Origin of the sequence: Achromobacter sp. ACRQX (genome assembly GCF_022346505.1) — a bacterium.
Taxonomy (GTDB): Bacteria; Pseudomonadota; Gammaproteobacteria; order Burkholderiales; family Burkholderiaceae_B; genus Achromobacter; species Achromobacter animicus.
This window is the reverse complement of sequence record NZ_JAKRML010000021.1, coordinates 48,174-69,717: the sequence shown is the minus strand read 5'-3', so window position 1 is coordinate 69,717 and position 21,544 is coordinate 48,174. Positions and strand designations below refer to the sequence as shown.

Below are 21,544 nucleotides of genomic sequence, written 5' to 3'. Positions count from 1 at the left end.
GGCGCGTGGACGGGCCAGCGACGCAGGCAAGGACGGATTCGGGCCGCCATGGCGCGTTTCAAGGCCAAGGATTCGCGTGGGCCGCCGCACATGGTTGGCGCTGGGCTAACGTAGCGGTTTTCCTTTGTACGCCCGTCACCCGCCATGAAAACCGTCGCCCTTGTCGTGTTCCCCGGGGTGCAGGCCCTGGACGTCAGCGGCCCCATGGATGTGTTCGCGGAAGCGAACCGCTTTCTGGCGCCGGCCCGGCAATACCGGCTGGAGATCATCGGCCTCACGCGCGGCGCGGTACCGTGCTCCAACGGGATGACGATCCTGCCGCAGCGGCATTACGCCGAGGTGTCTGACACCCCAGACCTGTTGCTGGTCGCGGGAGGCCCGAACCTGCCGGCTGCGCGCGAGCCCGACGAGGCGCTAGTCTGGCTGCGGGCGGCCTGCCGGCGCGCGCCGCGGTACGGGTCGATCTGCAACGGCGCCTTCTTGCTGGCACGCGCGGGACTGCCCGATGGCGCGGTCGTCACCACGCACTGGAACGATGCGCAGGCGTTGGCCGCGCAGTATCCGGCGTTACGGGTCGAGGTGGACAGGTTGTATGTGCAGGACGGCCGCCTGCATACGTCGGCGGGTGTCACGGCAGGCATCGATCTGTCGCTGTATCTGCTGGCGCAGGATCACGGCGCAGAGGTCGCGCTGAACGTGGCCAAGCGGCTCGTGGTGTTCACGCAGCGCGCTGGCGGGCAATCGCAGTTCAGTCCGTTTCTGACCCCGTTCGTCGAGGAAACCTCGGTGGTCGCGCAGGTGCAGCAGCATGTGCTGACCAACCTGTCCGGCGACTTGGGCCTGGCAGAGCTGGCCGCCGTGGCCCGGATGAGCCGCCGCAATTTCTCGCGGGTGTTCCGGCGGGATGCGGGCGTGACGCCGGCGGAATTCGTGGAAAGCGCGCGGGTGGACGCGGCGCGGGCGCGCCTGGAGCGCGACGGTGCGCCGCTCAAGACGGTCGCGTATGAATGCGGCTTTCGCGATGCGCGCCACTTACGCGAGGCATTCACCCGTCGTTTGGGCGTGTCGCCCAGCCAATACCGGACCAGTTTCAGCCTGGGGCAGGGCGGCGCGGCGCTTGCTGATTAGCGCGTGGGGACGGCAGGATGCTTGCCGTTCAGGGGTAGGGATCGCGCCGCTCGCCGTTCAAGGCTTGGTGCGGCGCGTCACACCCGTGTCAAAGCGTTCAACGCCCGGCCGGGCAGGGCGGTCGAAGCGTTCCACGCCGGGGCGCGCGGCGGGGCGGTCGAATCGTTCGACGCCCGGGCGGTTCAGCCGCTCGACGCCGGGGCGATCCAGCCGTTCCACGCCAGGACGATCAAACCGTTCCACGCCAGGACGATCAAACCGTTCCACGCCCGGTCGATCAAACCGCTCGACGCCGGGCCGCGCAAAGCGCTCGACCCGTTGCGGCGTGGCCGTCTTGGCGGCCGCGCTTTGCGCCGCCTCTTGCTCACGCTTGGCGATGATCTCTTCGGCGCGCTGGTGGTGCGGCGCCATCTTGCGCACCATCACCCGGCCGTCGCGCGGGAAGTAGTTGATGCGGCGCGCGTGCACGTCGCCCAGATCCTGCGCCTTGACGGGGATGCCTTCGGTCTTGAGGTAGTTCAGGACGAACTCGCCGTTGCGCTCGCCGATGTTCATCTGCTGCATGGCCGCCAGCACCGCGCCGCCGCCGAACACCTTGGCTTCCAGGCGGTCGCGCGAGGCGCCGGCCTTGAGCAGTTCGTTGATCAGCACTTCCATCGCAAAGGCGCCGTAGCGCATGGTGGCCGACGCGGGCGACTGCATGTCGCCCTCGGGCAACATGAAGTGGTTCATGCCGCCCACGCCCGTGACCGGGTCGTGGATGCAAGCCGCGACGCAGGATCCCAGCACGGTCGAGATCATCATGTTCTCGTTGGTGACGTAGTACTCGTTCGGGAGCACTTTCACTGCCGGAGATTGGAACGCGCTGTCGTAGTAGTGACGCGTCGCGCGGGCTTCAAGAGCGGCCATTGGACTGATATCTGGGCAAAAACGGCGATTGAGACACTAGAAATACGGGAAAAAGCGACAATTGTGACAAAACATGTAAAAAAATGTCGCTTTATTCTTGCATATCCCGGCAGTCAATGGGAGAAAACTGTGTAAACACGACCAAAGCGTCGTTTATTGGAACTTCCTCCTGACGCCCGCATGCAAAAAGCCTGTGCGGATGGCAGGCAACCATCCTACACAGGCAAGTTCGGGGTCTTTCCCCGGATCACGGGGATGAAGGGGGTTCAAACGGAGGTTTAAAGGTCGGATTTCGCCCGACCCGGGCCTCAGAGCTGGTAGCGCGCGGTCAGCATCAGGTTGCGCGGGTCGCCATAGACGTTGCTGGGAAAGCCGACGCTGCCCGACAGGGCGTTGTAGTAGCGCTTGTCAAAGACGTTGTTGATGTTCAACTGCAAGTCCAGCTTCGGGGTTGCCTGCCAGCCCACCACCAGGTCGGTGACGGTGTAAGCGCCCTGGCTGATCCGGAAGGGCACACCGCTTGTAGTGCCCTGGTTATAGATCGAGTCCTGACGGTAGATCGATCCGCCGACGCGCCAGCCCTGCATGACGCCGGGCAGCCGGTACATGGTCGACAACTTGAACAGGTGCCGCGGCGTGTCCGTGTCAAAGAGCGCGCCCACATTGGCGGGGTTCGCATCCTTGCGGTAACGCGCGATGGCCACCGTGTAGCCCGCGCTGACCTGCCAGTTGGGCGTAATGGCGCCCTGCAGCTCAAATTCCACGCCCTGGCTGCGCACTTCGCCGGCGGCCGAATAGCAGCTGACCGTCGGGTAGCCGGCGCACTGGCTCTGGTCGGTGCTGCGGAACGCACGGTTCTTCTGGTCCATGCGGAACAGCGCGGCCGAGGCATTGAGCGCACCCCCGAAGTATTCGCCCTTGATCCCGATCTCGTAGTTCTGGCCGATCACCGGATCCAGCAGATTGTTGCTGGCATCCAGGTAGTTCTGGGGTTTGAAGATGTCGGTGTAGCTGGCGTAGACCGAGTGCTGGTCGTTCAGGTCGTAGACCACGCCGGCGTACTTGGTCAGTTGGCTGTTGATGCGGTAGCGATTATGCGCACTGACGGACGGCGTGTTGGACGCGAAGTTCGGATAGGTGTTGACGGTGTCGTTGTAGTCGAACCAGTCCAGCCGGCCGCCCAGGATGAGCTTGAGCCGGTCGGTCAAACTCAGGCGCGTCGTGGCGTACACGCTTTGCTGTTTGATCTTGGCGTCCATCCAGTCCCGCAGCGGAATGTGGGGATCCGGGACGGCGCTCGGGTCGAAGTTGTAGAGGTCCAGGTTGCTGTTCAGAACCAGCCCCTGGCGGCTGTTGCCGTCAAAATCGACGTCGCGGTAGCTGGCGCCCAGCACCAGCTCGTGCGTGCGGCCCAGCAGATCGAAGGGGCCGTTGGCGTACAGGTCGACGCTGCTCTGCTTTTCCTTGTGGGCATTGCGCGCGCCCAGCTGACTGTACCGGCCGGTGGCGATGCTGTAGCTGAGGTAGTGGCCCTGCATGTCGACGTCGGCCTGCGCGTAGTACGCCGACAGGTGCATGCGCCAGCCATTGCCGAACCGGTGGTCGAGCCCCGCGAAGGCCGAGTTGGTGGTCTTGTTCCAATGCTCCCAGTCATTGGCATAGGACGTGGACCGGGGCAATCCCAGATCGCTGCCGTCGCGACCCACCGGCAGGCCGGTGAAGCCGTTGCCGTGCAGCCGGTTCTCCTGGTGCAGGGCGCTGAGCGTCAGCGTGGTGGAGGCGCCCAGATCCTTTTCAAGGATTCCGTAGAACGTTTGACCGTCGCTGCTTTCGCCGCGTTTGTAGCTGCCGTAGTCCTGCGTGGCGACCACCGCGCGGCCGCGCAGGCTGCCGTCTTCCGACAGCGGACCCGAGGCGTCCAGTTCCGCCCGGTAGCGGTCCCAATTGCCCGCGCTCGCGGCCAGGGACACCTGCGGCTCCGCGGTCGGGCGCTTGCGGACCAGGTTGATGGCCGCCGACGGATTGCCCGCGCCCTGCACCAATCCGGTGGCGCCACGCACAATCTCCACGCGGTCATAGATGGCCATGTCGGTCGCCAGCAGATCCTGCGACAGGTTGGAGCTGTCCAGGCCCACGGGCAAGCCGTCGTACATGATGTTGTCGACGTACATGCCGCGCGAATAGAAGGACGCGCGCTCCGGTCCGAAGCGCCGGAAGGTCAGGCCGGTGGCGGTCTGCACCACGTCGTTGACCGTCGCCAGGTTCTGGTCCTGAATCCGTTGGCGGGTGACGACGGTGACCGACTGCGGGGTTTCGCGCATGGACAGGTTGAGCCGGGTGGCCGTGCTCATGCTGCCGGTGGTGTACGACTCCGTGCCTTCGGTCGTGCCGTCGGCGGCAGCGCTGGCGGTCACCGTGACCAGCGGCAGTGTGGTGGCGCCGGATGCGGCGGATGCGCGCGTGTCGTCGACGCGCAGCACGAACGCGCCCGTGTCCAGCCGCACGGCCTGAAGGCCGGTGCCGGCGAGCAATCGCGCCAGCGCGCTGGCGGCGGGATGGCGGCCCTGTACGCCCGCCGTGTGCTTGCCGTCGGTTTGCTCGGCGGTGAAGGTCAGCATGATGCCCGCCGTGCTGGCCAACTGCCGCAAGGCGGGCGCGAGCGGGCCCGCGGCGATGTTGAATTCGGCGGTTGTGGTGCCGGCCGCCGCGGTATCGGCCGTCGCGGTATCGACCGCCGCAGACGCGTTCTGCGCGCGCACGGATCCCGGTGCGCCACCCGCAAGCGCGGCGGTCAGCGCCAGGACGGCCAAAGCAATGGGAGATGGATTTGGGCGCCTCGAATCTTCGGCGCGGTACTGGTTCGGCATGTTCTTCCTTGTGATCGGACCTCCGAAAATTCCGGTCCCTCATGAGGTAGGTGCCGCGAAAACGCAGATCGGGCAGTCGCTGCGAAAAATATTTTTCGCCGACCTAGTTGGCCGGCCCGACCGTCGCCCAGTAGCGGGTGCGCCACTGCACGCGGACGGGCAGCACGCTGGACAGGGTCGCCAGGATGCGATCGGTGTCGGCCAGGGGGAAGACGCCGGAAAGCCGCAGTCCCGCGATCTGCGGATCGACGCGCAGCACGCCCGTCCGGTAGCGGCCCACCTCAGCCAGGAAATCGCCCAACCGCTGCTCGTCGGCCACCAGTTGTCCCCGTGTCCACGCGTCCGCGTGCGCATCGGCCGGCTGTGGCGCCTCGACGGCGTCGCGGTTGAACCGGGTCTGCTCTCCGGCGTGGAGCCGTCGCGCGTTGCCGGACCGGGGAGCAATCTCCACCGTGCTCTCCTGAACCGCCACCTGGGTCGAGCCGGATTGCTGCCGCACGGTGAAGCGGGTGCCCAGCGAGCGGACGGTGCCTTCGGCGGTCGCCACCAGCAACGGCCGCGCATCCGCCCGCGCCGGCTCGTGCCGCGTGGCGACCATGATCTCGCCCGCCACCAGCAGAATGCGGCGCTGGGTGTCATCGAACTGCAGATTCACGGCGCTATCCGTGTTGAGCGTCAGACGGGTGCCGTCTTCCAGCGTGAAATTGCGCTGCTCACCGGTGCCGCTGCGATAGTCGGCCATGCGGGTCTGCCAGATGCCGGTGCGGGACCCGAGCAATCCGGCGCCGGTGGCGATCCCACCCCATAGCAGCAGCCGGGTGGCCCGCCGGCGGGCGGTAAGGGTCGGCCTGCCAGCTGGCCCGTACGGCGACAGGGCCGCATAAGCCGGCGCGCGTTCCAATGATTTCATCCGGCCGGTGACGGACTCCACGTGCTGCCAGGCCGCTTCATGGTCGGCATGCGCCTGGCGCCACTGCCGCCATTGCAGCCGTTGCGCGTCGCCAACTTCTCCGGACATCAGCAAAGTGAGCCAGTCCGCCGCCGCATCGGCTGTGGCCCGGGTGATGACCCGGCCGCCGGGCAGCGTCAGCGTATCTCTGCGGGAGGTCATGTGGTCAGTACGCCAGCGCGAACATGCATTCGCGGTTGGCCCGGGTCAGATACTGCTTGACCGAACTGGCCGAGGCGCCCAGCCGTTCGGCGATCTCGGCGTAGCTCAATTCGAACAGGTGCGCCAGCAGAAAGGCTTCGCGCACTTTGGGAGGCAGGCCGTCGAGCACGCGGTCGATCTGCTGCAGGCTTTCAACCGCCATCAGCCGCATTTCCGGCGAGGGCGCCACTTCCTCGGGCAGGCAGGCCAGCGCTTCGAGGTACGCCGTTTCCAGCAGTTGCCGGCGATGCCGGTGTGCAAGCAGCCGTCCGGCGACCGTGGCCAGGAACGGACGCGGCTTCCGGATCTCGGAAGCCGCGGTCTTGCGGTCCAGCAGGCTGAGGAACGTGTCCTGCGCCAGGTCGGCGGCTGCGAACGTGTCGCCGACGCGCCGTCGCAACCAACCTTGCAGCCAGGTGCTGTGCTCGACATACAGCCCGGTCAAATCATCAGTGGCGGCGGGGTCCGGGGCTGGCATGAGGACGAAACAGCGGAGTCTGGGTGCAATGAGAATTGATCTCATTATACAGATTCACGCTTTTGGGCTCGGGACGAAGCGCATGGCTGGTCCGGGCAGCGCGCCCGGACCAGCGGCCAAACCGCTATAGGGGGCGGCTTAGAACCGCGTGCTGCGCGTGACCGACCAGCGCGCGGACAGCGCGCCGAGCGCGGCAGACGCCACCACCGCACCGATCAGGACGGGGGCGCCGGGCAGGTGCAGGGCAAATTCGGCCCCATAACTGCGGGCCAGCCCCAGCAGGGCTTCGTTCAGCGGAGACAGCGCCACGGACGCCACGCCAATCGCCAGCAGCGAAGCCAACGCGCCGGACAACGCGCCCAGGTACAGGAACGGCCGGCGCACGAACGATTCGGTGGCGCCGACCAGCCGCGCCACGCCGATTTCCTCGCGTTGCGACAGCGCCTGCATGCGTACGGTGTTGAACACGGTGGCCAGCACCACGACCGCCACGCACGCGGCCAGGAATCCCAGGCCGATCCGGGCAAACCGCAGAATGGCTTCCAACCGCTGGACCCACGCGCTGTCCAGTTGCACCAGGTCCACGTGGTTCCATTGCTTCCAGGCCGAGGCCAGCGTGTCGGCGCGTCCGGCCAGGTTGTCGCCGTCGGCCAGCGTGACGACGACCGCGTCGGGCAGCGGGTTGCCCGGCAGCACGGCCAGCGCTTCCTGCCAGGCGGGGTTGGCGCGCAGGTCCGCCAGGGCGCTTTCGCGGCCCACGACGCGCACCGCGCGCACCTCTTGCGGATAGTCGGCTTGAATGCGCTTGGCGACGTCGGCCGCGGCGCCCGCAGGCGCGTCCACGCGCATGAAGACGGTGACCTCCGGCGTGACGGACATTTCCCGCGCCACCGGTTGCACCGAGACCAGGATTGCGCTGCCCAGCAGCGGCAGCGCCAGCGCCAACGCCATGACCAGCAGGTTGGCGAGCGATGAGAAGGGTTGCTTGATCAGCCGGCGCAGGGTGACGAGAAGCGCGTAGCGGTGTTGCCGCAGCCAGGCGTTCATGCCGACTCTCCCGGATGGCCGAGGCCCGGCTCGGTGCGGCCGGGACGGACGGGCGCCGCCGTTGCGCCATGCGCGCCATGGGTGGCCGCGCCGTCCGGCGGCGTCGCGGGGCCGTGGGAGTCGGCGAACTTGCCCGGCTCGATCCGCAGCGTGCGGGTGGCGTAGCGCGCCATGAGTTCCTGGTCGTGCGAGGCGATCAGCGTGGTGACGCCGACGCGGTTGAAGTCGCGGAACACGTTCATGATGCGTTGCGCGTTGTCGTGGTCGAGGTTGGCGGTGGGTTCGTCCGCAATCAGGATCGCGGGCCGGTTGACGATGGCGCGGGCGATCGCCAGGCGCTGTTGTTCGCCGCCCGAGAGCTCGATGGGATTGAGGTCTTCCTTGCCCGACAGCCCCACCTTGTCCAGGGCGGCACGGGCACGCGACGCGGCGGAATCCCAGGGGTGTCCCTGGACGGCCAGCGGCAGCATCACGTTTTCGAACGCGCTTCGGTCGAACAGCAGGTGCGTGTCCTGCAGGATGACGCCCACGGCGCGACGCAGATAGGGCCGGGCGCGCGCGGGCAGCTTGTCCAGACGCTGGCCGTTTACCTGGATCGAACCGCGGCTGGCGGGTTCAAGCCCGCCGATCAGCTTGAGCAGGGTGGACTTGCCGGCGCCGGACGGCCCCGATACGAAAACGAATTCTCCCGCGCTCACGCGGAAGTTGATGTCGGCCAGGATATTGCGGCCGCGACCATATGATTTGAATACGTGCTGGAATTCGATCATGGCGGCTGTCAGATGAAGCCGCCATAGTAACTCGGGGACAGTAAGGTGGCCTACATCTCTTGGCGTGGGCCGCGCGGTTCGGCGTCATTCCACCGGCTGAAACATCGGTGCGCAAAGCTGAAAGCGCGTCCCTGTTTTTCGTCAAAAACAGCGTTTCATTTCATCCAGTGTCCCTATATTTCAAGGGAATTCCCGGATGCGCCGCGTGCTTTGCGGACGCTACCATCCGCCCCATGCGTGGGTCCAACCCGGCCCTAGCTTTGGATTCCGCTTCATCCCACACGGAGATCACGATGAAAGTACTGAAACTCGCTGCCATTGGCGCTGCCCTGTTTGCTGCATCCTCGGCTGCCAACGCTGGCGCAACCTTCGATAACGTCAAAAAGAAAGGGTTTGTCCAGTGTGGGGTTTCGACGGGCATTCCGGGTTTCTCCATCGCCGACAGCAAGGGCGAATACAAGGGCATCGACGTGGACATGTGCCGCGCCATCGCCGCGACGATGTTTGGCGATGCCAGCAAGGTCAAGTTCACGCCGCTGAACACCCAGCAACGCTTCACCGCGCTGCAGTCCGGTGAAATCGACGTGCTGACCCGCAACACCACCGTCACGCTGACGCGCGACACGACGCTCGGTCTGATCGGCGTGGGCGTGAACTACTACGACAGCCAAGGCGTCATGGTCTCCAAGGACCTGAACGTCAAGAGCGCAAAGGAACTGAACGGCGCCACCATCTGCGTGCAGCCGGGCACCACCACCGAGCTGAACCTCGCTGACTGGTTCCGCAGCCAGAAGATCGAATTCAAGCCGGTCGTGATCGACAAGTACGACGAAATCATCCGCGCCTTCTCGGCCGGCCGTTGCGACGCCTTCACGACCGACAAGTCGCAGCTCGCCTCGACCCGCACCACGCTCGAGAACCCGGACAAGTTCGTCATCCTGCCGGAAGACTTCTCCAAGGAGCCGCTGGGCCCCATGGTCCGCCAGGGCGACGAGCAGTGGTTCAACATCGTGCGCTGGTCGCTGAACGCGATGCTGGAAGCCGAGGAATACGGCATCACCAAGGCCAACGTCGATGAAATGACCAAGAGCCCCAACCCCAACATCCAGCGCATCCTGGGCGTGACCCCGGGCATGGGCAAGAACCTGGGCGTGGACGACAAGTGGGCCTACAACATCATCAAGAGCGTGGGCAACTACGGTGAAAGCTTCGAATCCACGCTGGGCAAGAACAGCGCGATGAAGCTGGAGCGCGGTTTGAACGCTTCGTACAAGCAAGGTGGCTTGATGTACGGCTGGCCGGTGCGCTAACGCGCGGCTGCCTGGCATGGCGGAGCACGGCTCTCCGTCATGCCTAGGGCCTGTCTGCACAGGACGTGTATTCTGGACAGGCCCTAACCCGCCTTCGGGCGGGCGGCAGAAGTGGGTGGCGCGGCTTTTCCGGCATGCCACCCGGTGTCCGACTTCTGTAGATTCATCATGATGACTCCCAACAAAAACGCCCCGATTTCGGCACCCCCTCGGCGTCTGAACTGGAACGATCCCGGCGTACGCTCCGTGGTCTACCAGGTGATTGCGCTGACCGCGGTAGCCTGGGCCGTGTGGTTCCTGGTTTCAAACACGCTCCACAACCTGTCCGTGCGCAACATTGCCACGGGCTTCGGCTTCCTGAACCGCGAGGCCGGATTCGCCATCGGCGAAACCGCTGTCGCCTATTCCCCCTCAGACACTTACGGCCGCGCCATCGTGGTCGGCCTGCTCAACACGCTGCGCGTCGCCGTCCTCGGCATCGTGCTGGCGACCATCCTCGGCACGCTCATCGGCATCGGCCGCCTGTCCAAGAACTGGCTCGTGGCCAAGATCACCTCTGTGTATGTCGAGGTGATGCGCAACGTGCCGCTGCTGCTGCAGCTGTTCTTCTGGTATGCGCTGATCACCGAGAACATGCCGGGTCCGCGCCAGGCGCACAATCCGCTGCCGGGCGTGTTCATTTCCAACCGTGGCCTCAAGGTCCCGGCGCTGGAAGGCAACTCGTTCGACTGGATGCTCGGCGGACTGGGACTGGCGATCCTCGCGATCATCATCCTGGGCCATTACGGCAAGAAGCGCCACGAGGCTACCGGCCACATGTTCCCGCTGGGCCGCTGGGCCATTGGCCTTCTGATCGGCCTGCCGTTCATCGGCTGGCTGGTCAGCGGCGCGTCGCTGACGCTGAACATGCCGGAGCTCAAGGGCTTCAATTTCTCGGGCGGTCTCACGCTGTCTCCGGAATTCGCCGCGCTGCTGGCTGGTCTGGTGATCTACACGTCGGCGTTCATCGCCGAGGTGGTGCGCTCTGGCATCCAGGCGGTCAGCAACGGCCAATGGGAAGCCGCCGGCTCGCTGGGCCTGCCGCGCGCCAAGGTGCTGCGCCTGGTGATCCTGCCGCAGGCGCTGCGCGTGATCATCCCCCCGATGACCAGCCAGTACCTGAACCTGACGAAGAACAGCTCGCTGGCAGTCGCCATCGGCTACCCCGACATCGTGTCGGTGGTGAACACGACGTTGAACCAGACGGGCCAGGCCATCGAGGGCATTCTCATCATCATGGGCGCGTACCTCACGGTCAGCCTGTCGATCTCGATCTTCATGAACTGGTACAACAAGCGCATTGCGCTGGTGGAGCGTTGATATGAGCAGCACTACGCATACCCCCAGCGAAGCCCTGCCGCCGCCCAGCAATCAGACGGGACCGTGGGCGTGGCTCCGCACGCGCCTCTTCTCGTCGCCGCTGAACATCCTCATCACGGTGCTGCTGGCGTGGTTCCTGTTGATGTCCATCCCGGCGCTGGTCGAGTGGGCCCTCATCAAGGCCAGTTTCGACGCGGCCAACGCGCAGGAATGCCGCGCAGCCGGCGGCGCCTGCTGGGCGTTCATCATTGAAAAACACCGGCTGATCCTGTTCGGCACCTATCCCTACGATGAGCAATGGCGGCCGTTGATCGCCACCATCATCCTGGTGGCGGTGATCGTCTGCAGCGGCATCCGCCGCTTCTGGAACTGGAAGCTGGCCGTCATCTGGACCGTGGGCCTGACGGCCGTGGCGCTCCTGATGTGGGGCGGCGTGTTTGGCCTGACCTACGTGGAAAACGCGCGTTGGGGCGGCCTGCCGCTGACGCTCATCCTGTCCACGTTCGGCATCGCCTTCGCGTTCCCGATCGGCGTGCTGCTGGCCCTGGGCCGGCGCTCGAAGATGCCGGCCATCAAGGCGCTGTGCGTCGTGTACATCGAGCTGATCCGCGGCGTGCCGCTCATCAGCCTGCTGTTCATGTCGTCGGTGATGCTGCCGCTGTTCCTGCCGGAAGGCTTTTCGATCGACAAGCTTCTGCGCGCCCAAATCGCCATCATCATGTTCGCCGCGGCTTACATCGCGGAAACGGTGCGCGGCGGCCTGCAGGCCATCCCGAAGGGGCAGTACGAAGGCGCGGATTCGCTGGGCCTGAACTACTGGCAGCAGATGCGCAAGATCATCCTGCCGCAGGCGCTCAAGATCGTGATTCCGCCGCTGGTCAGCATTTTCATCGCGCTGTTCAAGGACACGTCGCTGGTGGTGATCATCGGCATTTTCGACCTGACGCTGGCGGCCAAGGCAGCCTTGTCCGACGCGGCATGGCGCGGATTCGGGGTGGAGGCGTACCTGTTCATTTCGCTGATCTACTTCGTCTTCTGCTTCTCCATGTCCAAATACAGCCAGGCGCTGGAAAAACGCCTGGCCACGGGTCACGCACGCTAGCAATTTGCCGCGCGTCCGCCGCAAGGCGGGCGCGCAAAGCGATACTTACGGGAGTACAGGCATGTCGGATGCCATTATTCGTTTGCAGGACGTGAACAAGTGGTACGGCCAGTTCCACGTGTTGCGCAACATCAACCTGGACGTCGCGCCAGGCGAGCGCATCGTGGTGTGCGGACCTTCGGGTTCGGGCAAGTCCACGATGATCCGCTGCATCAACCGCCTTGAAGAGCACCAGAAGGGCCACATCATCGTGGACGGCACGGAGCTCACCAATGACCTGAAGCACATCGAGACGATCCGCAAGGACGTGGGCATGGTGTTCCAGCACTTCAACCTTTTCCCGCACCTGACGGTGCTGGAAAACCTGACGCTGGGACCCATGTGGGTGCTGAAGAAGCCGCGTGCGGAAGCCGAGGCCACCGCAATGAAGTACCTTGAGCGGGTGCGCATTCCGGAACAGGCCAAGAAGTTTCCGGGCCAGTTGTCGGGCGGCCAGCAGCAGCGTGTGGCGATCGCGCGGTCGCTGTGCATGAACCCCAAGATCATGCTGTTCGATGAGCCGACGTCGGCGCTGGATCCGGAAATGGTGAAGGAAGTGCTGGACGTGATGGTCAGCCTGGCCCAGGAAAGCGGCATGACGATGATCTGCGTGACCCACGAAATGGGTTTCGCGCGCAAGGTCGCCAACCGGGTGATCTTCATGGACCGCGGCGAGATCATCGAACAGAACAACCCGGACGAGTTCTTCGACAACCCGCAGAACGAACGGACCAAGCTCTTCCTGAGCCAGATCCTGCACTGATCCGCCAAACCGCCTTCGGGCGGTTTTTCATTGGTGCGGGCTGCCAATCCCGGGAATTCCGGGCGTTCTTGCCGGTAGCCCTTTGTTACCTCCGTCACGCCGGTGGGGTATGCTACTGACCGCCATTGATCCGGAGTGAGGAGAACACACCATGTCGAATACCCCCCGCAGCGCCGTGCGCCGCGCCCTGTTGCAAGGCGCCGTGGCGCTGGCCGCGACCCTGCCTTTCAGCGCCCCGGCGTTGGCTCAGGCCGCCGATTTCCCGACGAAGCCGATCCGCTTCGTCGTGCCTTACCCGCCCGGTGGCCCGCTGGACACGATGGCGCGCATGCTGGCCGAGAAGGTGCGCGGCTCGCTGGGTCAGCCGGTGATCGTGGAAAACCGTTCGGGCGCGGGCGGCAACATCGGCGCGGACCTGGTGGCGAAAGCGCAGCCTGACGGCTACACGCTGGTGATGGGCGCGGTGGCCACGCACGCGATCAATCCGTGGCTGTTCGCCAACCTGCCCTACGACCCGGTCAAGGATTTCGCGCCGGTGACGATCGTGGCGGCGGTGCCGAACGTGCTGGTGATGAATGTGGAGTTCGCCGAAAAGAACAAGATCGAGAAGCTGGCGGACCTGATCGATTACGCAAAGAAGAACCCGGGCAAGCTGAACTACGGTTCGGGCGGCAACGGCAGCGCGGGCCATCTGTCGGGCGAGCTGCTGAAGGCGCGCGCGGGCATCAACGTCGAGCACATCCCCTATCAGGGCGCGGCGCCGGCGCAACTGGCGCTGCTGTCCGGCCAGTCGGATTTCATGTTCGACAACCTGGCGGCGTCGGCGCCGCTGATCAAGGACGGCAAGGTCAAGGCGCTGGCCGTGACGACGGCGCAGCGTTCGTCGTTGCTGGCTGACGTGCCGACGGTTGAAGAATCGGGCGTGAAGGGCTTTGACCTGGGCACGTGGTTTGGCGTGTTCACGACGGGCGGCACGCCGGCGCCGGTGGTGGCCAAGCTGAACAAGGCGTATGCCGACGCGATGGCGCAGCCCGATGTGAAGCAGCGTCTGCTGACGATGGGTTCCGAGGCGGGCTCGATGACGCCTGAGGCGTTCGCCGCGTTCGTGAAGGCCGAGATGGCGAAGTATCAGGAGATCGTGAAGATCTCGGGCGCCAGCCTGAATTGATGGCGCTGGCAACGGGCGTCTTTAATCGGATGCCTGTTGCGACGCAGTTTCAACGCCCGCCGGGATGCTTTCCTGACGGGCGTTTTGCTTTCTGTTGATGCCAGCCGCCGCGCATGCCTACCAGCCCATCGCGTAAGCCGGCCGGCGCGGGTCCGCGCCGCCCCAGCGCACGCCGCTATCCAGATCGTGCCGGACCATGCAGACGGCGCCGGCCCGCCAGCTATGGCCGTTCCACCATTTCACGGTATGGCCCATTTCTGCAAGCGCGTCGCCCGCGCTGCGCGGGATCAGGTCTTCGATCATCAGCCGGCCCGGCATGGCGTTGTGCGGCTCGAACGACGACGGAAAGCTGAAGCTGGCAAAGCGCGGCGCCTCGACCGCCTGCTGCACGTCCATGCCGAACACCTCCATGTTCAGGAACGTCTGCAGCATGGCCTGGCACTGCACGTCGCCGCCCGGCGTGCCGAAAGGCATGACGTACTGGCCGGGCCGGATGGCCAGCGAGGGGTTGGGCGTGAGCCGCGGTCTGCGGCCCGGTCCGATGGCGCAGGGATGGCCGGCCTCGGCCCAGGATTGGCTGCCGCGTCCCGACGCGCAGATGCCGGTGCCGGGAATGACGGGCACGTTGTAGGAGCCATCGCTGGGCGTGGCCGAAAACGCGTTGCCGTCCTTGTCGACGACCGCTACATAAGACGTATCCAGGCGCGGATCCGTGCGCGCCATGTCAACGGGCCCGGCCTCGCGCAGGTCGATGTCCCGCGCGTGGGGAAGCCGGCCCGCCGGCGGCATGTCGGGGCCTGCCCGATCCAGGGCAATCATGCCCAGCCGCGCGCGCGCATAGTCCTTTGACAGCAGCGCCGCTTGCGGCACCCGCGCATGGCGCGGATCGGCGTAATGCACCTCGCGGTCGGCGAAGGCCAGTTTGATGGCTTCGGTCAGCAGATGCACATAGGGGGCGGAGTTGTGGCCCAGCGCGCGCAAGTCGCAAGGCTCCAGGATGTTCAGCATCTGCAGCAGCGAAGGGCCCTGGCACCAGAAACCGCAGCTGTGCACCTGCGTGCCGTTGAAGTCGGTGGACAGCGCCGGCTCGACCTCCACAGCAAAGCCTCGCAAGTCCTCGTGGGTGATCAGCCCGCCTTCCTCGCGGTGATACTTGACGATCGCCGCAGCGATGTCGCCCTCGTAGAATGCGCGCCGCGCGGCGGCCAGGCCCGCCAGGCGGCTGTTTCCGGAATGCGCGCGCTCTTCGTCCGCCATGTACTGGATGCTGCGCGCCAGGTCGGCCTGGCGGAATAGCGAACCCGCTTCGGGCGGCTTGCCGCCGGGCAGATAAATGGCCGCGCTGGAGGCCCACCGCGCGTAGTTCTTCTGGTTCTCTGCCAGCACTTCGGCCATCAGCGGATACATGACGAAGCCGTCTCGCGCCAGCCGGATGGCGCCGGCCGCGACCTCGCCGAAACGCATGGTGCCGAATCGTTCCAGCGCGGTGATCCACGCGTCGGGCGCCGCCGGGATGACGGTGCGCAGCACGCCCGCCGGGATCGTGCCGCCGTGCTTTTCCAGAAACGTCTCCAGCCGCGCGGCCTGCGGCCAATAGCCAAGCCCGGAAATGCTCCACACCTTGTGCGCCTTGGCCTGATAGACCAGGATAGGCGCGACGCCGCCGAAGTTGACGATGTCGCTCTGGACCACGCCCAATGCAATGCCGGCCGCCACGCCCGCGTCGACGGCGTTGCCGCCGGCCTGCAGGATGTCCATGCCGGCCTGCGTGGCCAGATAGTGGCCGGCCGAGATCATGTGATTCAGCCCGGCGAGCGCGGGGCGCATGGAGGTGGGGGCGCTTCCCGCGGTCAGGTCCGGGGCGTAGGGGGAATGGGACATCGAAGACTCCGGTCGGAAGAGGGGGCTAGCGTGCCTGCGCGGGCTCAATCGGTCATTGCGGGGTGATGCCCAGCTTTTGCGTCACGTCCTGCCAGCGCTTGAACTCGGCGTGCAGGAAGCGGCTGAATTCGTCGGGCGAGGTGCCTTGCACGATCACGTCGCGTCCTTCCATGGCGCTGCGCACGTCCGCGCTGGACAACGCGGACTTCGTGGCCTTGTACAGGCCGTCGACGATCTCCGGCGGCGTGCCCTTGGGCACCAGCAGTCCATACCAGGAACCGCCCACCAGATTCGGATAGCCGCTTTCCTTGGCGGTGGGAATCTCGGGCGCCCGGTTCAGGCGCTTTTCGCTGAAGATCGCCAGCGCCTTCAGCTTGCCGTTGCGGATGAAGGTCAGCGTGGTGCCCGGCGTGTCCAGCGTGTACTGCACCTGGCCGGCGATGACGTCGTTCAACAGCGCGGCGCTGCCGCGGTAGGGGACATGCGTGGTCTTGATCCCGGCATCCACGTTCAGTTGCTCGGAGAAAAAGAAATTGGCGGTCATGATGCCCGGCGACGCGTAGTTGATCTCGCCGGGACGGCTGCGCGCGTATTCAACCAGTTCAGGCAGCGTGTTGGGCGGAAAGGCCGGGTTCGCGACCAGGATGAAGGGGCCGCCGCCGACCAGGGTGACGGGGATCAGGTCGTTCATGGGATCGTATTGCAGGTCCTTGACCGTGAGCGGCGCCCCGGTCAGCGGCGACGCCGTGGCGAACAGCACGGTGTAGCCGTCGGGCTCGGCCCGCACGACCTGCTGGGTGGCAATGGTGCCGCTGGCTCCCGCGCGGTTCTCGACCACGACGGGTTGCTTGATCTCCTGACTGAGTTGCTGCGCCAGCATGCGCGCCACGGTGTCCGTGCCGCCGCCCGGCGGGTAGCCGACGATCATGCGTATCGGCTTGGCGGGCCACGCCTGGGCCGACGCCGCAAAGGGCAGTACGGCGGCCAACAGGCCTGCAAGGCCGCACAAGGCAGCGAGGGCGCGGCGGCGCGCGGGACGTGTGGCGAGTGCTCGAATGATCATGGATGACTCCTGGATGCTTCTTGCTGGCCGGTGCCCTTGCAGATCCCGGCCGTTGTCGGATCCCGCGCCGCCTTGATGCGTGAGGCCCGGCTGCGGCGGCGCAGCCGGAACGGGCCGGCCTATTTGTTCGCGGCCAGCCCCAGCTTGCGGACGATCTCCGCTTCCAGCGCGTACTGTTGCGCGGCATAGGCGGCGTAGTCCTTGCCGTCCATGTAGACCAGTTCCTGGCCGTATTGCGTCAGGATCTGCTTGAAGGCCTCGGATTCGGCCACCTGCTTGAAGACGGCATGCAGCTTGGCGACAACGGCGGGCGGCATGTCCTTGGGACCGGCAATGCCGAACGGCGCGTTGGCGGGCGGCGTGCCGTCAAGTTCGTGCAGCGTGGGCGTGTCCGGATACTGGGTGCTGCGATGTTCGCCCCAGGTCACCAGCATGCGCATCTTTCCCGATTGCACCTGCGGCTGCACGGTCGTCGAGCCGGCGTATGCCGTCACCTGTCCGCCCATCACCGCCGTCAGCACTTCGGATTCGCCCTTGTACGGGATGTGGCGCCAGGTCACGCCGTTGCGGGCGGCGATGTCTTCCATCATCACGTTGGACGCGCTGCCGACACTGGCCGTGCCGTAGGTGACTTCGTTCGGATGCTGTTTCGCATAGCGGATGAAATCTGCCCACGTCTTGTGCGGCGAGCCCGCGGGCACCGCCACGCCCAGCGTGTAGCCGCTGAGCATCATGACGTAGGTGAAATCGCGTGTCGGGTCGTAGCCCATGTCCTGGATGTGCGGCATGCGATAGACCGGGCTGGGCAGGACGGCCAGCGTGTAGCCATCGGGACGCGCGGTCTTGATGGCGCGTGCGCCCATGGTTGCGCCGGCCCCGCCGCGGTTTTCGATGACGATGGCCTGGCCCAGTTCGGGCGCGGCCAGCTCGGCGAATTTGCGGATCACGGTGTCGGTGGACCCGCCCGCCTGATAGGGCACGATGATGTGAATCGGCTGCGCGGGGAAGGGCGCGGCCGTGGCCAGGGGCGCTGCCAGAACAGCGCCTGCAAGCGCGAGGGCGCGCGGCGCGCGGGCGCGCGGCGCGCGGGCCGCGCAAGCCAGCGCGGCGGTCAGGGTGCGGAGCAGTCGCGGGATCATGATGTTCTCCATTCGAATCAGGCAGTGGCCCAGGCCTGCGCGAACGCGCGTTGGAAGTTGCCGCCGAGTACGCCGGCGATCTGGCTGTCCGTCAGTCCGGCCTCGTGCAGCGCGTGGGTAAATGCGGGAAACTGCGCCGGCGTCGGCGTTTCGACGGGGTAGCGCGCTTCCATCACATCGCCAAAGGCATCAGAAAAGTCGCCGCCCGATTTGGCGTACTTGGTGCGAGACATCACCATCACATGGCGCACGGCCTCGTAGGTGTCGACCGACGGAAAATCCGTGCCGATGCCCACGTGTTCATAGCCGACCAGTTCGCCGATGTACTTCACGTTCGCGACGAAGTCCGACAGCAGCGGCTGCTGGCGGGGATCGCCGCGCCAGCTCAGGTAGGCATGGATGCTGCATCCGACCACGCCGCCCGTCGCGGCGACCGCCTTGATGACGTCGTCCGACTTGTTGCGCGGCCGGGTGATCACGGCGTTGGCGTTGGCGTGGGTCAGCAGCACGGGCCTGGTGCTGTGCCGGGCGGCGTCCAGGCAGGTCTGAGGCGCGCAATGGCTGAGATCGATGGCGATGCCCACGCGGTTCATCTCCGCAACCATCTTCACGCCCAGATCGCTCAGGCCGGCGTTGCGCTTTTCCAGGCAACCGTCGCCCAGCAGATTGGCCTCGTTGTAGGTCAGCTGGATGACGCGCATGCCCAGTTCATGGAACAACGCCACGCGATCGATCTGGTCGCCGAGGGGTTTGCCATTCTGCCAGCCCATGATGAGCCCCAGCTTGCCGGTCTGCTTGGCGCGCGCAATGTCGTCGGCTGTTTCCACCAGCAGCCAGGACGAGTCCGGCGCAGCGCAGCGTTGGCGCCAGGCCATGCAGTCGCGCAGCGCCTGCTCGAAGTCCGCGCCCATGTCGCTGACGGTGACGTTGATGGCGCTGACGCCGCCGGCCAGCATGTCGCGGGTGCTGCCGTCGCTGAAGAAGACCAGGCCGTCGACGACGGTGGTGCGGCGATGCAGATCGGCGATGTGACTATCCATGGAAGAACTCCCCTTTTGTTGTATGCATGATTTCAATGCGTGCCCGTCAGGTCCCGTAGCGGCCGTAGCGGAACGGGTGCAGGTCGATGGCGGGCGTTTGGCCCTGGATCAACTGCGCCATCAACTCGCCCGCCGCCGGACCGATGCCGAAACCGTGGCCCGAGAAACCGGAAGCAAGGTAGAGCCCCGGCAGGCCGGGCACCGAGTCCATGACAGGCATCGCGTCGGGCGTGACATCGATGTAGCCGGCCCAGGACTGCGCAATACGTGCTTCGCGGAATGCGGGAAAGGCGTGAACCAGCCGGCGCCAGGCTTGCGCCACGCCGCGACTGGACGGCGATGGATCCAGCACGCGATGCCGCTCGAAAGGCGATTCGCGGTCGGCCGGGAAATGGTTCGGGATCTTCAGTTCCTCGAAGAAGCGCTTGCCGAAACGCAGCCGCACGAAGCTGCTGTTGGCCCGCCACGCGCTGAAGAAATGCGGCATGAGGCGGAAGGTGTCGGGCACCACGTCCGCCATCGACGCGCCGAACTGCGACACCGAATAGCCGCCATCGGCACGTTTGCGGCAGGTGAAGTCCTTGCCGTTGATCGCCGCCTGCGGACCCGCGTCGAGCGGCGTCGTGCGCAGCACGGATCCACGCACCTTCAACTGCGGGAAGTCGGCGCCCAGATTGCCGCAAAAGAGCCGCGACCAGGCGCCGGCCGCCACCAGCACCGCCTGCGTGGCAACGCGGCCGTGCTCCGTGATCAGGGCGCTGACGCGGCCCGCGCTGCGCTCCACGCCGCGCACGGCGCAGTGCTCAACAATGTGTGCGCCCGCGGCGCGCGCCAACGAGGCGATGCCGCGCGTCGCCATCTGCGGTTCGGCGACCCCGTCCGTCGGGCTGTACATCGCGCCCGTCCAGGCGCGTCCCGTCGACGGCAGCATGTCCTGCACCGTGCGGCGATCCAGCAGGCGCGCATCGACGCCATGCGCGCGCGCCCCGTCCATCCAAGCCTGATGGCCGGCCGCGTCCGTGTCGTTTTCCTGCAGGTAGAAGATGCCGCTGCGGCGGAAACCCACGTCCACCTTTTCCTGGATCTCTGCCCATAGCCGGTTGGCGCGCTGCGCCAGCGGCACTTCCGGCAGATCGCGGCCCAGCGTGCGCACCCAGCCCCAATTGCGCGACGACTGTTCGCAGGCCAGCGTGCCTTTCTCGAACACCGCGACCCGCAGTCCGGCGCGCGCGAGGGAATAGGCGGTGCTGATGCCGATGATGCCGCCACCAACGATGGCGACGTGGACCGAGGCGGGCAGCGCCGTGTCGGACGGGCCAGAAGCTGAAGCGGGCATTTGAGCGGCGGAGGGCGCCGGCGTTTGAGGCGGATGCGGTTGCATGAAGATCCGGATTGATTAAATATCGCTGTTCGATAACAATCTACGTATAACGATAACGGCGAGTATTTTTATACTGCTCGCCGGGTCCGGCTACAACGTAAGGGTTTCCCTAGGCCGCCGGACTTTCCGGCTTTCCGCGGGCAAACTCCGTCCCTGCTACCCAAATCGAATCCGAATGTCTGAACCTTCCGCCTTGTTGATCCAGTCGCTGGAAAAAGGGCTCGCCGTGCTCGAGTCCTTCCGGGGGCACGCCTCTTTGAGCCTTCAGGAGATGGCCCGCGAAAACGGCATCACCATCGGCTCGGCCCAGCGCGTGGCCTACACGCTGGAAAAGACCGGCTACCTGTTCAAGGATCCGCGCACCAAGCGCTACAGCATGACGGTCAAGGCCGTGGGGCTTGGCTACAGCTATCTCTACCGGCAGCCCTTGTTCCAGCATGCGCATGCGGTGCTGCATCAGGTCAACCAGGAGTGCGGCGAGATCGTCAATCTGGCCGTGCCCGACGGCGACAACATGGTGTTCGTCATGCGCGTCGCGCCGGCCAGGCACATTCCCGAGTACCTGCCGGTGGGCACGCAGATTCCCTGCGTGGCGACCGCGTCGGGGCGCGCGCTATGGGCGTTGCTGCCGCCGGATGAACTCGATCTCAGGTTGCGCAACGTGACGTGTGCGAAGTACACGCCGCACACCACCACCGACGTCGATCGGCTGCGCGCGTTGATCGACGAGGCAAGACGGGATCAGTACGCCTATGCCGACGAAGAGTTCTTCGCGGGGGATTTGAATGTCGCGGCGGTGATTTATGGCGACAACGGCGATCCGCTGGGTGCGGTCAACATATCCGTGCCGAAGCCGCGCTGGTCGCTGGCGCGTGCGCGGGAGGAACTGGGGCCGCTGGTGATCCGGGCAGCCAGGGCGATCAGCAAGCGCAATTGAGGCCGACCGCCCG

Annotated in this window: 18 protein-coding genes; 7 read left to right on the top strand and 11 right to left on the bottom strand. The window is 65.8% G+C overall.

Annotated elements, in window-relative coordinates:
- The first annotated feature begins 144 nt into the window (after positions 1 to 144).
- Positions 145 to 1,128 carry a GlxA family transcriptional regulator gene (locus MHZ91_RS18705; RefSeq protein WP_239215144.1) on the top strand — a complete coding sequence of 328 codons (984 nt, stop codon included), beginning with the start codon at positions 145 to 147 and terminating at the stop codon, positions 1,126 to 1,128.
- Between the two features lie 57 nt (positions 1,129 to 1,185).
- Here MHZ91_RS18705 and cheD read toward each other — a convergent pair whose 3' ends face one another.
- The 6 genes from cheD to MHZ91_RS18675 form a co-directional block, all read right to left on the bottom strand.
- A complete protein-coding gene (cheD, locus tag MHZ91_RS18700; RefSeq protein WP_239215143.1) occupies positions 1,186 to 2,037 on the bottom strand; it encodes a chemoreceptor glutamine deamidase CheD in 852 nt (283 codons plus the stop codon).
- A gap of 308 nt (positions 2,038 to 2,345) precedes the next feature.
- On the bottom strand, positions 2,346 to 4,904 hold the full coding sequence (locus MHZ91_RS18695) for a TonB-dependent siderophore receptor (protein ID WP_239215142.1): 2,559 nt from the start codon (positions 4,902 to 4,904) through the stop codon (positions 2,346 to 2,348).
- A gap of 103 nt (positions 4,905 to 5,007) precedes the next feature.
- Positions 5,008 to 6,015 (bottom strand): FecR domain-containing protein, encoded by a 1,008-nt coding sequence (locus tag MHZ91_RS18690; protein WP_255809838.1) that lies wholly within the window; start codon positions 6,013 to 6,015, stop codon positions 5,008 to 5,010.
- A 4-nt stretch (positions 6,016 to 6,019) separates the two neighbouring features.
- Positions 6,020 to 6,532, bottom strand: coding sequence for a sigma-70 family RNA polymerase sigma factor (locus tag MHZ91_RS18685; RefSeq protein WP_239215140.1), 513 nt, complete (start codon positions 6,530 to 6,532; stop codon positions 6,020 to 6,022).
- Positions 6,533 to 6,670: 138 nt separating this feature from the next.
- Positions 6,671 to 7,579 (bottom strand): ABC transporter permease, encoded by a 909-nt coding sequence (locus tag MHZ91_RS18680; protein ID WP_175122199.1) that lies wholly within the window; start codon positions 7,577 to 7,579, stop codon positions 6,671 to 6,673.
- Positions 7,576 to 8,349, bottom strand: a complete 774-nt coding sequence (locus MHZ91_RS18675) for a cell division ATP-binding protein FtsE (RefSeq protein WP_175139551.1) — start codon at positions 8,347 to 8,349, stop codon at positions 7,576 to 7,578. The genes MHZ91_RS18680 and MHZ91_RS18675 overlap by 4 nt, the downstream gene beginning before the upstream one ends.
- A 293-nt stretch (positions 8,350 to 8,642) precedes the next feature.
- Between MHZ91_RS18675 and MHZ91_RS18670 the strand changes: the two genes are divergently transcribed.
- The 5 genes from MHZ91_RS18670 to MHZ91_RS18650 all read left to right on the top strand — a co-directional run bounded on the left by MHZ91_RS18670 (position 8,643) and on the right by MHZ91_RS18650 (position 14,090).
- Complete coding sequence (locus MHZ91_RS18670) at positions 8,643 to 9,659, top strand: amino acid ABC transporter substrate-binding protein (RefSeq protein WP_105240917.1); 1,017 nt, start codon at positions 8,643 to 8,645, stop codon at positions 9,657 to 9,659.
- A 168-nt stretch (positions 9,660 to 9,827) separates the two neighbouring features.
- Complete coding sequence (locus MHZ91_RS18665) at positions 9,828 to 11,018, top strand: amino acid ABC transporter permease (protein WP_175139552.1); 1,191 nt, start codon at positions 9,828 to 9,830, stop codon at positions 11,016 to 11,018.
- 1 nt (position 11,019) lies between these two features.
- The gene (locus MHZ91_RS18660) at positions 11,020 to 12,120 is read left to right on the top strand and encodes an amino acid ABC transporter permease (RefSeq protein WP_239215138.1); all 1,101 of its coding nucleotides are present in this window, start codon (positions 11,020 to 11,022) and stop codon (positions 12,118 to 12,120) included.
- A gap of 61 nt (positions 12,121 to 12,181) precedes the next feature.
- The gene (locus MHZ91_RS18655; protein ID WP_056559723.1) at positions 12,182 to 12,922 is read left to right on the top strand and encodes an amino acid ABC transporter ATP-binding protein; all 741 of its coding nucleotides are present in this window, start codon (positions 12,182 to 12,184) and stop codon (positions 12,920 to 12,922) included.
- A gap of 151 nt (positions 12,923 to 13,073) precedes the next feature.
- Positions 13,074 to 14,090, top strand: coding sequence for a tripartite tricarboxylate transporter substrate binding protein (locus MHZ91_RS18650; RefSeq protein ID WP_175139554.1), 1,017 nt, complete (start codon positions 13,074 to 13,076; stop codon positions 14,088 to 14,090).
- A gap of 117 nt (positions 14,091 to 14,207) precedes the next feature.
- Here MHZ91_RS18650 and MHZ91_RS18645 read toward each other — a convergent pair whose 3' ends face one another.
- The 5 genes from MHZ91_RS18645 to MHZ91_RS18625 all read right to left on the bottom strand — a co-directional run bounded on the left by MHZ91_RS18645 (position 14,208) and on the right by MHZ91_RS18625 (position 20,549).
- A complete protein-coding gene (locus tag MHZ91_RS18645) occupies positions 14,208 to 15,971 on the bottom strand; it encodes a gamma-glutamyltransferase family protein (RefSeq protein WP_239215136.1) in 1,764 nt (587 codons plus the stop codon).
- Positions 15,972 to 16,023: 52 nt separating this feature from the next.
- A complete protein-coding gene (locus tag MHZ91_RS18640) occupies positions 16,024 to 17,034 on the bottom strand; it encodes a tripartite tricarboxylate transporter substrate binding protein (RefSeq protein ID WP_239215134.1) in 1,011 nt (336 codons plus the stop codon).
- 119 nt (positions 17,035 to 17,153) lie between these two features.
- Positions 17,154 to 18,173 carry a tripartite tricarboxylate transporter substrate binding protein gene (locus MHZ91_RS18635; protein WP_239215132.1) on the bottom strand — a complete coding sequence of 340 codons (1,020 nt, stop codon included), beginning with the start codon at positions 18,171 to 18,173 and terminating at the stop codon, positions 17,154 to 17,156.
- 17 nt (positions 18,174 to 18,190) lie between these two features.
- On the bottom strand, positions 18,191 to 19,213 hold the full coding sequence (locus MHZ91_RS18630; RefSeq protein ID WP_239215130.1) for a dipeptidase: 1,023 nt from the start codon (positions 19,211 to 19,213) through the stop codon (positions 18,191 to 18,193).
- Between the two features lie 46 nt (positions 19,214 to 19,259).
- Positions 19,260 to 20,549, bottom strand: coding sequence for an FAD-binding oxidoreductase (locus MHZ91_RS18625; RefSeq protein WP_239215128.1), 1,290 nt, complete (start codon positions 20,547 to 20,549; stop codon positions 19,260 to 19,262).
- A gap of 220 nt (positions 20,550 to 20,769) precedes the next feature.
- On the opposite strand from MHZ91_RS18625, the gene MHZ91_RS18620 reads away from it, so the two are divergent.
- The gene (locus MHZ91_RS18620) at positions 20,770 to 21,531 is read left to right on the top strand and encodes an IclR family transcriptional regulator (protein ID WP_175139560.1); all 762 of its coding nucleotides are present in this window, start codon (positions 20,770 to 20,772) and stop codon (positions 21,529 to 21,531) included.
- The last annotated feature ends 13 nt before the right edge of the window (positions 21,532 to 21,544 follow it).